Source organism: Pseudomonas sp. GW822-FHT05A08 (genome assembly GCF_058800485.1).
In genome coordinates this window covers 483,322-495,960 of the sequence record NZ_CM179511.1, presented here as the reverse complement: position 1 = coordinate 495,960, position 12,639 = coordinate 483,322, and the positions used below count along the sequence as shown (strand labels likewise).

Annotated in this window: 10 protein-coding genes; 2 read left to right on the top strand and 8 right to left on the bottom strand. The window is 63.8% G+C overall.

Annotated elements, in window-relative coordinates; translation table 11 throughout:
• Positions 1-2 precede the first annotated feature (2 nt).
• From cysW to dibA, 5 genes are all read right to left on the bottom strand, one after another.
• A complete protein-coding gene (gene cysW / locus AC3RCP_RS02245) occupies positions 3-875 on the bottom strand; it encodes a sulfate ABC transporter permease subunit CysW (RefSeq protein ID WP_007921522.1) in 873 nt (290 codons plus the stop codon).
• Positions 876-888: 13 nt separating this feature from the next.
• Positions 889-1,707, bottom strand: a complete 819-nt coding sequence (cysT, locus tag AC3RCP_RS02240; protein ID WP_007921521.1) for a sulfate ABC transporter permease subunit CysT — start codon at positions 1,705-1,707, stop codon at positions 889-891.
• A 106-nt stretch (positions 1,708-1,813) separates the two neighbouring features.
• Positions 1,814-2,824, bottom strand: a complete 1,011-nt coding sequence (locus AC3RCP_RS02235) for a sulfate ABC transporter substrate-binding protein (RefSeq protein ID WP_007921518.1) — start codon at positions 2,822-2,824, stop codon at positions 1,814-1,816.
• Positions 2,825-2,979: 155 nt separating this feature from the next.
• Entirely contained in the window at positions 2,980-3,162 is a 183-nt protein-coding gene (gene oscA, locus AC3RCP_RS02230) for a sulfur starvation response protein OscA (protein ID WP_007921516.1), read from the bottom strand.
• 299 nt (positions 3,163-3,461) lie between these two features.
• Entirely contained in the window at positions 3,462-5,381 is a 1,920-nt protein-coding gene (dibA, locus tag AC3RCP_RS02225; RefSeq protein WP_007921514.1) for a phosphodiesterase DibA, read from the bottom strand.
• 145 nt (positions 5,382-5,526) lie between these two features.
• On the opposite strand from dibA, the gene desA reads away from it, so the two are divergent.
• Together desA and AC3RCP_RS02215 are read left to right on the top strand one after the other, a co-directional pair.
• Positions 5,527-6,711: a delta-9 fatty acid desaturase DesA gene (gene desA, locus AC3RCP_RS02220; protein WP_007921512.1), complete on the top strand. Its 1,185-nt coding sequence runs from the start codon at positions 5,527-5,529 to the stop codon at positions 6,709-6,711.
• 248 nt (positions 6,712-6,959) lie between these two features.
• Positions 6,960-7,952 carry a GGDEF domain-containing protein gene (locus tag AC3RCP_RS02215; protein ID WP_007921510.1) on the top strand — a complete coding sequence of 331 codons (993 nt, stop codon included), beginning with the start codon at positions 6,960-6,962 and terminating at the stop codon, positions 7,950-7,952.
• 182 nt (positions 7,953-8,134) lie between these two features.
• Here the strand turns inward: AC3RCP_RS02215 and AC3RCP_RS02210 are convergent, their stop codons facing one another.
• The 3 genes from AC3RCP_RS02210 to gabD all read right to left on the bottom strand — a co-directional run bounded on the left by AC3RCP_RS02210 (position 8,135) and on the right by gabD (position 12,411).
• A complete protein-coding gene (locus tag AC3RCP_RS02210) occupies positions 8,135-9,364 on the bottom strand; it encodes an HDOD domain-containing protein (protein WP_492571733.1) in 1,230 nt (409 codons plus the stop codon).
• 139 nt (positions 9,365-9,503) lie between these two features.
• Entirely contained in the window at positions 9,504-10,781 is a 1,278-nt protein-coding gene (gene gabT / locus AC3RCP_RS02205) for a 4-aminobutyrate--2-oxoglutarate transaminase (RefSeq protein WP_007930337.1), read from the bottom strand.
• Between the two features lie 187 nt (positions 10,782-10,968).
• Entirely contained in the window at positions 10,969-12,411 is a 1,443-nt protein-coding gene (gene gabD / locus AC3RCP_RS02200; RefSeq protein WP_009046383.1) for an NADP-dependent succinate-semialdehyde dehydrogenase, read from the bottom strand.
• Between the last annotated feature and the right edge of the window lie 228 nt (positions 12,412-12,639).

Genomic DNA, 12,639 nt, shown 5'->3' with positions numbered 1-12,639 from the left:
ATTCATTCCTCCGCGGCGCTGGCGCGCAGGCGGTTGATACGGTTTTCGCTCCACTGCTTGAGCAGCAGGATGAAGAGCGCCAGGATCAGCAACAGGCTCGCGACGGCGAACGCGGCGACGTGGTTGTATTCGTTGTAGAGGATCTCGACGTGCAGCGGCAGGGTGTTGGTCACCCCGCGAATGTGCCCGGAAACCACCGACACCGCGCCGAACTCCCCCATGGCCCGCGCGGTGCAGAGCACCACGCCGTAGATCAGGCCCCACTTGATGTTCGGCACGGTCACATGCCAGAACATCTGCCAGCCGTTGGCCCCCAGCAGCCGCGCGGCTTCCTCTTCCTGGGTGCCCTGCTCCTGCATCAGCGGGATCAGCTCACGGGCGACGAAGGGCACGGTGACGAAGATGGTCGCCAGGACGATGCCCGGCAGGGCGAACACGATCTGGATATCGTGATCCTGCAGCCACGGCCCGAACAGGCCCTGGGCGCCGAACATCAGCACATAGACCAGGCCGGCGATCACCGGCGAGACCGAGAACGGCAAATCGATCAGGGTCACCAGGATGCTCTTGCCGCGGAAGGTGTATTTGCTCACGCACCAGGCGGCGCTGACGCCGAACACCAGGTTCAGCGGCACCGAGATCAGCACGGCGATCACCGTCAGCTTCAGGGCCGACAGCGCGTCCGGCTCGAAGATCGCGGCGAAGAACGCGCCGAGGCCGAGCTTGAGCCCCTGGGACACCACGATAAACAGCGGCAGCAGCAGGAACAGGGCGAAGATCAGCCAGCCAAGGCCGATCAGGATGCGCCGCGAGGTGGCGCTGCCACGACGGTCGGCGTTGGCCGAAGAGGCTGCGGAAATGGACGATTGGGACATGGTTCGCGCCTCCTTAAGGTCGTTCGATGCGCCGCTGCAGCAGGTTGATCAGCAGCAACAGGACAAAGGAAACCACCAGCATCAACACGCCGATGGAGGTCGCGCCGGTGTAATCGTACTGGTCGAGCTTGACCATGATCAGCAGCGGCAGGATTTCTGTTTTCATCGGCATGTTGCCGGCGATGAAGATCACCGAACCGTACTCGCCGACACCCCGGGCAAAGGCCAGGGCGAAGCCAGTCAGCCAGGCCGGCAGCAGCGCCGGTACCAGGATGTGGCGGAACACCTGCCAGGGCTTGGCGCCGAGGCAGGCGGCGGCTTCTTCGACCTCACGGGGAATGTCGGCCAGCACCGGCTGTACGGTGCGCACCACGAACGGCAGGGTGACGAAGGTCAGCGCCAGGGTGATGCCCAGGGGGGTATAGGCAATCTTGAAACCCAGGTCGGTGGCAAACTGGCCGACCAGGCCGGTCGGCGCGTACAGCGCGGTCAGCGCGATACCGGCCACCGCGGTGGGCAAGGCGAACGGCAGGTCGATCATCGCATCGATGATCTTGCGTCCGGGAAAGCTGTAGCGCACCAACACCCAGGCCAGCAGCGTGCCGATCACGCCATTGATGATCGCCGCGTACAGCGCCGTGCCGAAGCTCAGCTTGAGCGCGGCGAGCACCCGCGGCGCCGAGACGATGGCCCAGAACTGATCCCAGGTGAGTTGGGCGGCATGCACGAACATCGCCGCCAGGGGTATGAGCACAATCAGGCTGAGGTACACCAAGGTGTAGCCCAGCGTCAGCCCGAAGCCGGGTATGACGGGGGAGATACGACGCGACATAAAAGTCCTTGGTTGACACGCAAAGCCCGGAAACGAATCCGGGCCTATTGCTCTGGCGGTTCGGCGAGCCCTGGATGTCTTGCCGCCCGGGGCTCGCCACTGAAGATTACTGCGCCTGGTAGATCTGGTCGAACACCCCGCCATCGTTGAAGAATTTCGGTTGGGCAGTTTTCCAGCCGCCGAAGTCCTTGTCGATGGTCACCAGGTCCAGTTTGGGGAACTGCTGGGCGTATTTGGCCGCCACATCCTTGTCCCGCGGACGATAGAAGTTCTTCGCCGCGATTTCCTGGCCAGCCGGGCTGTACAGGTGCTTGAGGTAGGCCTCGGCGATCTCGGTGTTGCCCTTTTTCTCGGCGTTCTTGTCCACCACCGCCACGGGCGGCTCGGCGAGGATCGACAGCGAAGGCACCACGATGTCGAACTTGTCGGCGCCGCCGTCTTCCTTCAATGCCAGGAAGGCTTCGTTTTCCCAGGCCAGCAACACGTCGCCCTGACCGTTGTTGACGAAGGTGATGGTCGAGCCGCGGGCGCCGGTATCCAGCACCGGTACGTGCTTGAACAGCTCCTTCACGTATTCCTGGGCACGGGCTTCGCTGCCACCGGCTTTCAGGCCATAGGCCCAGGCGGCGAGGAAGTTCCAGCGGGCGCCGCCGGAGGTTTTCGGGTTCGGCGTGATCACCGACACGTCTTTCTTGATCAGGTCGCCCCAGTCCTTGATGCCCTTGGGGTTGCCCTTGCGCACCAGGAACACGATGGTCGAGGTGTAGGGCGTGCTCGCATCCGGCAGGCGTGTTTGCCAGTCGGCCGGCAGGGTCTTGCCGAGCTTGGCGATTTCATCGATGTCGCCGGCCAGGGCCAGGGTCACCACGTCGGCGCGCAGGCCGTCGATCACCGCGCGGCCCTGCTTGCCCGAGCCACCGTGGGATTGCTGGATCTTGACGTTGTCGCCCGGGTGTTCCTTTTTCCAGAAGCTTGTGAATTCGCTGTTGTAGTCCTGGTACAGCTCGCGGGTCGGGTCGTACGACACGTTGAGCAACTCGTAATCCTTGGCAACGGCGGAACCGGCAAAAACGGCGCTGGCGAGGGCAGCCAGGGCATAACGGCGAATCGACGACATGATGGAGCTCCCGAAATTTTTTAATGTGCTGGCATTTTTCTTATGGCGAATCAGGCCCGCATTCGTGGGCGAACGCTGGGGTTCAGGCTGGGGGTCATGGATGACGCCCTCCGGTTGTCCAGTCGGGCCTCTCGTGGCGAGAGGTGGTGCGGCGTTCAGCTTGGTTTGTTGCCAGGGTGTTGCAGGCGGAATTTTTCCTTGCGTTCGATCTGCACGACCTGGGCGTTGTGCACGGTGATTTCCACCGCGCCGAAACGCAGGTCGCGCAATGCGCTTTGAATCTCGCGCAAGATGGTTTGTTCGTCCTGGCCGTCAACGCTACGAAGAGATGCGCTCATGGTGTTGCTCCTGAATGAGATGTGCCTGGCAGTGGCGGCACTGCTTGCGGCGTGAGGGCAATAGTAGATAGGCGCAGATATTCTTAAAAATACTATTTAAGAATGTTTATATAACCAGAAGAAATTATTTGAATTGACGCGGGGTTGCGTCTCTTCGGGCGGCAGAAAACCCTGTAGCCGCTGCCGCAGGCTGCGACAGGACCGCAGGTCCTCCTGCGTCCTTGCGAGCGCCACGGCCGTTCCGGCCGATCGCAGCCTGCGGCAGCGGCTACAGGGTGGAATCTATGCAAGCCTGGCAATCAGTGGATCTGCGGCGCCCGGTTCCATTGCAGTTGCGCCGCCGGCACCGGGCGGCCGAACCAGTAGCCCTGGCCCAGGTCGCAGCCCTGGTCGAGGAGGAAGCGCGCCTGTTCCACCTGTTCGATGCCTTCGGCGTGCACCTGCATGCCCATGCTCTGGGCCAGGGCGATGATCACCCGGGAGATCGCCGCGTCGTCTTCGTCCCCCGGCAGGCCGGCGACAAAACCCTGGTCGATCTTCAGCTTCTGCACCGGCAGGCGCTTGAGCCGCAACAGCGAGGAATAACCGGTGCCGAAGTCGTCGATGGCCAGGCGCAGCCCCAGTTCGCGCAGACGGTGCATCTGCTCCAGGGCGACCTCCGGGTCTTCCATCACCGCGCTTTCGGTGACTTCCAGCTCCAGGTAGGCCGGGTCCAGGCCGGTGTCGTGCAGCACCTGGGCCACCTGCTGGTACAGCTCGCGGCGGGCGAACAGGCGGCTGGAGACATTCACCGCGACGAACGACAACGCCATGCCCTCCGCCTGCCATTGGCACATCTGCCGGCAGGCCTGCTGCATGACCCAGGCATCGATCTCGGCGATCAGCCCGGCGCGCTCGGCAATCGGAATGAACTCCCCAGGCGGCACCAGGCCACGCTGCGGATGCTCCCAGCGCACCAGCGCCTCGACCCCGACCAGGCGGCTGCTGGCGAGGTCGTGCACCGGCTGGTAGAACACCCGCAGCTCCTGCTGCTCCAGGGCGCGGCGCAATTCGAAGGCAATTTCCACCCGTTGCTGGGCGTGGGCCGTCAGTTCCTCGGTGTACAGCGCGTAACTGTCGCGCCCGGCGCTCTTGGCCTTGAACAGCGCCGTGTCGGCATTGCGCAACAGTTGCTCGGCGCTCAGGGCATCGCTGGGAAACAGGCTGATGCCGATGCTGGCATTGATGAACAGCTGGTTCTCGTCCATCAGGAAAGGTTGCTTCACCCCGTCGATGATGCGCTGCGCCAGCACCGCGGCCTGCCCCGGCTGCGCGCAGCTCTCGACCAGCACCGCGAACTCGTCGCCGCCCAGCCGCGCCAGGGTGATGCCCGGGCCGAACATGCCTTGCAGGCGCTGGGCCACGGCCTTGAGCAGGCGGTCGCCGACATTGTGTCCGAGGCTGTCGTTGATCATCTTGAAGTGATCCAGGTCGACCATCAGCAGCGCACAGCCGCGCTTGTGGATCTGCGCCGACGCCAGGGCCTGCTCGGCGCGGTCGGTGAACAGCAGGCGATTGGGCAGGTCGGTCAGCGGATCGTGGTGCGCCAGGTGGGCCAGTTCGTGCTCGGAATCCTTGATCGCGCTGATGTCGGAAAACACCGCGACATAGTGGCTGAGCTGGCCGTCGTCATCGCGGATGGCGCGGATGGTCTGCCACTGCGGGTAGATCTCGCCGCATTTGCGTCGGTTCCAGATCTCGCCGCTCCACTCGCCCGTGGCGTTCAGCGAATCGAACATGGCCTGGTAGAAATCCGCCGTGTGGTGCCCGGACTTGAACAGGCTCGGCTGGCGGCCCAGCACCTCGTCGCGCTGATAGCCGGTGATCTCGATGAACGCGCGGTTCACGTGGACGATCTGGCCCCGGCGGTCGCTGACCAGCACCCCTTCGCGGGTGCAATCGAACACGGCGGCCGCCTGGCGCAGACGCTCGCGGTCCTCGCGCTGGTGATGCCGCCAGGAGTCGGCACCCAGCAAACGCAGCAGACGGCCCCGCGCGATGAAGATCAGGACCGCGCTGACCAGGGCCCAGAGATACCCGTTGATCAGTTGCCAGCGCGCCAGATCGTTCGACTCATCGAAGAAACTGCTCAATAAATGACCACTGAGCTGCAACCACACCACAGACAACAAGAGATAGAGCAAGGCTGCGCGCAAAGCGTCGCGGGAAGAAACCGACATAAGGTCGTCAATGTCCTTACGGAAAGCTTGGGATTATAGAGGAAGAAACATCTCGCCACTCTTATCTGAAAGGGCGACTGGTTTTCTCTGTGGGCTCGGTGATAATGCGACTGCTGTTTTTTCTTTATCGAGGGCCCTACAGCCTATGTGGTACGAAGGTTTTCTTGGCTTGTCGGCCTGGCAACTGGTGGCAGTCACCCTGTTAATGACTCACGTGACCATCGTTGGCGTCACGGTTTACCTGCATCGCTATTCAGCCCACCGCTCCCTGGAGCTCAATGCCGGCCTGAAACATTTCTTCCGCTTCTGGCTGTGGCTGACCACGGCGCAGAACACCCGCGAGTGGACCGCCATCCACCGCAAGCACCACGCCAAATGCGAAACCGAGGATGACCCCCACAGCCCGGTGATCAAGGGCCTGTCCACGGTGCTGCGCAAAGGCGCCGAGCTGTACCGCGAAGAGGCGAAAAACCCGGAAACCCTGCGCATCTACGGCAAGAACTGCCCGGACGACTGGATCGAACGCAACCTCTACTCGCGCTACAAGCTGGGCGGCGTGGCGCTGATGGCGGTGATCGACCTGCTGCTGTTCGGCACCATCGGCATCACCATCTGGGCGATCCAGATGATGTGGATCCCGGTCTGGGCCGCCGGGGTGATCAACGGTCTGGGCCATGCGGTCGGCTATCGCAACTTCGAATGCCGCGACGCGGCCACCAACCTGGTGCCCTGGGGCATCCTGGTCGGCGGCGAAGAGCTGCACAACAACCATCACACCTACCCCAACTCGGCCAAGCTGTCGGTGAAGAAGTGGGAGTTCGACCTGGGCTGGGCCTGGATCAAGGTGTTCAGCTTCCTGCGCCTGGCCAAGGTGCAGCGGGTCGCGCCGATCGCCCACCGGGTCGAAGGCAAGGGCCACCTGGACATGGACACGGCGATGGCGATCCTCAACAACCGTTTCCAGATCATGGCCCAGTACCGCAAGCTGGTGATCGCGCCGCTGGTCAAGCAGGAGCTGGACAAGGTCGATCACTCGGTGCGCCACCAGTTCCATCGCGCCAAGCGCCTGCTGTCGCGCGAGACCAGCCTGCTGGAAGAGCGCCACCATGCGCGTATCCAGAACATGCTGGAGCACAGCCAGGCCCTGAAAGTGATCTACGAAAAGCGCCTGGCGCTGCAGCAGATCTGGGCCAAGACCAGCTCCAACGGCCACGACATGCTGGCGGCGATCAAGGACTGGGTCCACGAAGCCGAGGCCAGCGGGATCCAATCGCTGCGCGACTTCGCCAGCCAGTTGAAAACCTACTCGCTGCGTCCCGCCAGCCTCTGACGCTGGCCCGTTCACCTGCCATGGCAAGCCCGGCTGCCGTGGCGGGTGGGCTTCGCTGCCCTCCCCGCCCCATGAGTTCCAGCCCGTCATCCGTGCCACCGTGACCGCCCAGCGGCTGTCGGCTCCCAGACCGCGGCAAACGGGAACTTCGCCGCCAATCCCCTATCTCAAGCAACACTTCGCCATCCAGGCGGGCTTTCCGTGGCCGCTTCGTTTCCCGAGCGGCGAGCGCTTTGAGATCGGTGCCGATGGCCAACAAGAACCCACAACTCCCATCCGCTTTTCCCCAGTGGCCCGAGGCCGCGCAAACCCTGATGGCGCTGATGCATGCCCAGGGCGAGGTCGCCCGGCTGACAGAACGCGAACAGCTGTTCAGCTCGTTGCTGGTCAGCGTCAATGCCGTGCTCTGGGCCTTCGACTGGGAAGCCCGCCAGGTGCTGTATGTCAGCCCGGCGTATGAACGTATTTTCGGCCGCTCCGCCGGCCTGCTGCTGGCCGACGCCAACGAATGGCGCGACAGCGTCTACCCCGACGACCTCGAATACGCCGAGCGGACCCTGGCCCAGGTGCTGGAGAAAGGCGCGGTGGAAGACCGCGAATACCGCATCATCGATGCCCAGGGCCAGGTCCGCTGGCTCAGCGACAAATGCTTCATCAATCGCAATGCCGCCCCCGGGGACCGGGTGATCATCGTCGGCCTGGCCGAGGACATCACCGAGAAAAAGCACCTGGAAACCGAGCTGCAACGCCTGGCCACCACCGACGTGCTGACCCAGAGCAGCAACCGCCGGCACTTCTTCGAATGCGCCAACCGCGAATTCGAGCAGGCGCGCCAGCAAGGCACGCCGCTGGCCTTCCTGTTGCTGGATATCGATGACTTCAAGGTGGTCAACGACACCTACGGCCACCCCGAGGGCGATAACGTCCTGCAACGCATCGCCGAGACCGGCCGCGCGACCCTGCGCCGTGGCGATCTGTTCGGGCGTATCGGTGGCGAGGAGTTCGCCGCCCTATTCCCCGGTTGCGCCCCGGACATGGCGCGCCAGGTTGCCGAACGCCTGCAGCGGGAAATCCAGCGCCTGACCTTCAGCCATGGCGAGGAGCAGTTCAGCATCACCGTCAGCCAGGGCCTGACCAGCCTCACCGCCGACGACGAAAAACTCGACAGCCTCTTCGCCCGCGCCGACGCGGCGATGTACGAAGCCAAGCGCCAGGGCAAGAACCGGATCGTTTCGGGGTAGGTCGCAACTGCAACCCACCGTAGCCGCTGCCGAGCCCGCGAGGCTGCGATCGGCTGCGCAGCAGTCGTAACACCCGGCAACTTGATCTTCCTGGCGAACCGCGTGCCCAGGTTTGGCGAGGACTTTGTCCTCGAACGCAGCCTCGCGGGGCTCGGCAGCGGCTACAGGATTGCGCGGCGTCCTCACGCTTCTCGCGTATCGGTTTTACGCAGGCGAACCAGCTCCGGCAGGCCGATCTTGAGCAGGCGCGCGGTCTTGCTGTCGGCCAGCTCTTCGAGGCCCTCGGAGGGCCGCAGGCGGGCGAGCTGGGCAGAGAGGTTCATCACCAGAGCCTCGCGGGAATAAACCCCGCCACCGAGCTGGTAGGCCGAAGCAATCAGCTCGCGCAGCTCCAGCGGCAGGCGCCAACGGGTGCGCAAGGCCGAACCATAGGCCGCGCCGAACTGTGCCAGGGCATCGCCGATCTCTTCCATGTCGTCCAGCGCGCCACCGGCTTGCTTCCACTCTTGCAGGCAGCGCAGCAGCGCCAGGTCCCCCAGGCGATGCAGCATGCCGGCGCAATAGCAGCGCTCCTGGTCCAGGTCCAGCAAGCGGGCCAGGGTCCGGCCGTATTCCGCGGTGTGCAGCGACAGTTCCCAGTAACGCTCGGCGTAATCGCCCAGGGCCGGGTCGCTCAGGCGCGCGCTACGCTTGAGCGCCAGGCCGAGAATCAGGTTCATGCTCTGCCCGGTACCCAGCCGGTGGAGGGCCTGGGCCAGGGTCTGCACCGCGCTGCCATGGTGCTGGGCGGCGCTGTTGGCCGCGGCAATCAGCACCGCGTTGATCTGCGGGTCGGTACGCACCTCTTCTTCCAGCAGCTTGAGGTCGAGACCGTCGGGGTTGAGGCTGCGCTTCACCGCCAGTTGCACATCGGCGAGCAACGGCGCGCCGTCGGCCAGCTCGCGGCGGCGCTCGAGAAAGGTCCACAGGGCCATGCCCGGCGCCAGGGTCGGCACCTCGCACGACACTTCCTGGCCGGGGTCCAGCAGCAGGTCCTGCAGGCGCTGGGTCAGGCCTTCCATGTTCAGCGGCTTGGTCAGGTAGGCCGTCGGCGCCAGCGGCAAGGCTTCGCGCACGCTGGCGCTGTCGTTGCGGGTGCTCATGAGGATAAAAGGCAGCACCGGGTTGCGCTTGCGCTGGCGCACGCTGCGCAGCAGGCCCAGGCCGTCGACGCCGGGCAACTCCCAGTCGGCGATCACCAGGTCATAGGGGTTTTCGGCCAGCAGTTGCAGGGCTTCCTGACCGTCGGCGCACACGTCCAGCCGCGCGTCGCAACGTACATTCAACAACACCTGCTTGAGCAAATCGCGCGACCAAGGGTCCGCCTCGGCAATCAACACTCGCGGTACAGCGGGTAAATCCACAGCAGTCATGCAGCACGCTCCCTGGGCAATCCTTTGCACCTTAGTCAATGCCGAGGCTTCCATACAGCGCAAATGCACTGCGCAGCCTCTATCGGCACAAAAAAACCCGCCGAGGCGGGTCTTTTTGTCAATCAGGTCACAGGCGGGATCAGAGTTCGGAGAAGCACTCTTCGATGATCGCCAGGCCCTTGTCCAGCTGCTCGTCCGGCGAGGTCAGCGGAACCAGCACGCGCAGGACGTTGCCGTAGGTGCCGCAGGACAGCAGGATCAGGCCCTTGTCGCGCGCCTTGGCAACAACCTGTGCCACGGCGGCCGCGTTCGGCTTGTGGCTGTCGCCGTTCTCGAACAGCTCGACCGCGATCATCGCGCCCAGGGCACGCACGTCGCCGATCACCGGGTACTTGGCCTGGATGGCCTTGAGGCCGGTCACCAGACGCTCGCCGACCGCCTTGCAACGGTCCAGCAGGTGCTCTTCCTCGAACACTTCCATCACGGCCAGGGCCGCGGCGCAGGCAATCGGGCTACCGGCGTAGGTGCCGCCCAGGCCGCCTGGAGCGATGGCGTCCATGTATTCGGCCTTGCCGCAGACACCGGCCAGCGGGAAGCCGCCAGCGATGGACTTGGCGAAGGTGGTCAGGTCGGCGGCAACGCCCATCTGCTCCATGGCGAAGAAGGTGCCGGTACGGCCAGCGCCGGTCTGCACTTCGTCGGCGATCAGCAGGATGCCGTGCTGGTCGCACAGGGCGCGCAGACGCTTCATGAACTCTTTAGGCGCGACGTAGAAACCGCCTTCACCCTGCACCGGCTCGATGATGATCGCGGCGATGTCACGTGGCTCGGCATCGTTCTTGAAGATGCGCTCGATGCTGGCGATCGAATCGTCGATGCTCACACCGTGCAGCTCGTTCGGGTACAGCGCGCGGAAGATGCCGCCTGGCATCAGGCCCATGCCGGCCGAGTAAGGCACGACCTTGCCGGTCAGGCCCAGGGTCATCATGGTGCGACCGTGGTAGGCGCCGGTGAAGGCGATCACGCCGGCGCGGCCAGTGGCGGCACGGGCGATCTTCACCGAGTTTTCCACGGCTTCGGAACCGGTGGTCACCAGCAGGGTTTTCTTGGCGAAATCGCCCGGCACCTTGGCGTTCACTTTTTCACACAGTTCCACGTAAGGCTCGTAGGCCAGGACCTGGAAGCAGGTGTGGGTCAGCTTGTTCAGCTGCTCGGTCACCGCGGCGACGATTTTCGGGTGCAGGTGGCCGGTGTTGAGTACGGCGATACCGCCGGCGAAGTCGATGAACTCGCGACCTTCAACGTCGGTTACCGTGGCGTTCTTCGCGGAGTCGGCGAAGATCGGGTGAATCTGGCCAACACCGCGCGGTACGGCGGCTTCACGGCGTTTCATCAGGGATGCGTTGGTCTTGCTCATAGTGTCCTCATTCGCCGCTCATCGGTCGGCGTGGTTCAAGGATGACGTGGCGGGAAGGCAACCGCGGCAGCATGCGATGATCGACTGCCCCGGCTATCCCGGCCACTAACTGAAAGATCGTTTACAGCACGCCAGGGGACAGCGCTCTCGTGCCCCTGGCGCTTAAAACCATGCCTTGGCGCGGGTATCAGATGCCCAGGCAGAGGTATTTGATTTCCAGGTAATCCTCGATGCCGTACTTGGAACCTTCACGGCCCAGGCCCGAGGCCTTGATACCGCCGAACGGCGCGACTTCGTTGGAGATCAACCCGGTGTTGACGCCGACCATGCCGTATTCCAGGGCTTCGGCCACACGGAACACACGGCCCAGGTCGCGAGCGTAGAAGTACGAGGCCAGGCCGAACTCGGTGTCGTTGGACATCGCGATCACTTCGGCTTCGTCCTTGAAACGGAACAGTGGCGCCAGCGGACCGAAGGTTTCTTCCTTGGCCACGGCCGCGTCTTTCGACACGTTGACCAGGATGGTCGGCTCGAAGAAGTTGCCTTCCATCGGCTTGCCGCCGGCCAGCAGGGTCGCGCCTTTGCCCAGGGCGTCGGCGATGTGTTCCTGGACCTTGGCCACGGCTTTTTCGTCGATCAGCGGGCCGGTGGTGGTGCCTTCTTCCAGACCGTTGCCGATCTTCAGCTTGGCCACCGCGGCCTTGAGCTTCTCGGCGAAGGCGTCGTAGACCGAATCCTGGATGTACAGGCGGTTGGCGCAGACACAGGTCTGACCGTTGTTGCGGTACTTGGAGATGATCGCGCCTTCGACGGCCTTATCCAGGTCCGCGTCGTCGAACACGATGAACGGAGCGTTACCGCCCAGCTCCAGGGAAACCTTCTTGATGTCCTTGGCGCATTCGGCCATCAGCTGGCGACCGATTTCGGTCGAGCCGGTGAAGGACAGCTTGCGCACGATCGGGTTGCTGGTCAGCTCGCCGCCGATGTCGCCGGCGCTGCCGGTGACCACGCTCAGCACGCCTTTCGGAATGCCCGCGCGGTGCGCCAGCTCGACCAGGGCCAGGGCTGAGAACGGGGTCTGCGACGCCGGCTTGATCACCATGGTGCAACCAGCGGCCAGGGCCGGGCCGGCTTTACGGGTGATCATCGCCGCCGGGAAGTTCCACGGGGTGATGGCCGCGGTCACGCCGATCGGCTGCTTGATCACGATCAGGCGCTTGTCCGGCTGGTGGCCGGGAATCACGTCGCCGTAGATGCGCTTGGCTTCCTCGGCGAACCATTCGATGAAGGAGGCGGCGTAGGCGATTTCGCCCTTGGCTTCGGCCAGTGGCTTGCCCTGCTCCAGGGTCATCAGGCGACCGAGGTCGTCCTGGTTTTCGATCAGCAGCTCATACCAGCGACGCAGCTTGGTCGCCCGCTCCTTGGCGGTCAGCGCGCGCCAGGCAGGCAGGGCCTTGTCGGCGGCTTCGATGGCACGACGGGTTTCGGCAGCGCCCATCTTCGGCACGGTGCCGAGGATTTCGCCCGTGGCCGGGTTGTTCACTTTGATGGTCTGGCCGTTATCCGCGTCGACCCAAGCCCCATCGATGAAGGCTTGCTGGCGGAACAACTGGGCGTCTTTAAGCTGCATGTCGGTTTCCTTAACAGCACCGCGCGGGGCGGAGCGAATTGTGATTGTTGAAAGGCGCCTTGACAGGCTGCCGTCAGGAAAAACTGTTACCGGGCTCAAGCACAGAAATAGCGCCTGTCAGAATAGACGGGCGGATCGGCTCTTTGACAAGAGCGTTTGAAATCTCAAACGAATCCTAGGGTCAACCAGGGGACAGGGCAATAGGCTGTTCGAAAAAAAGAACGAAAA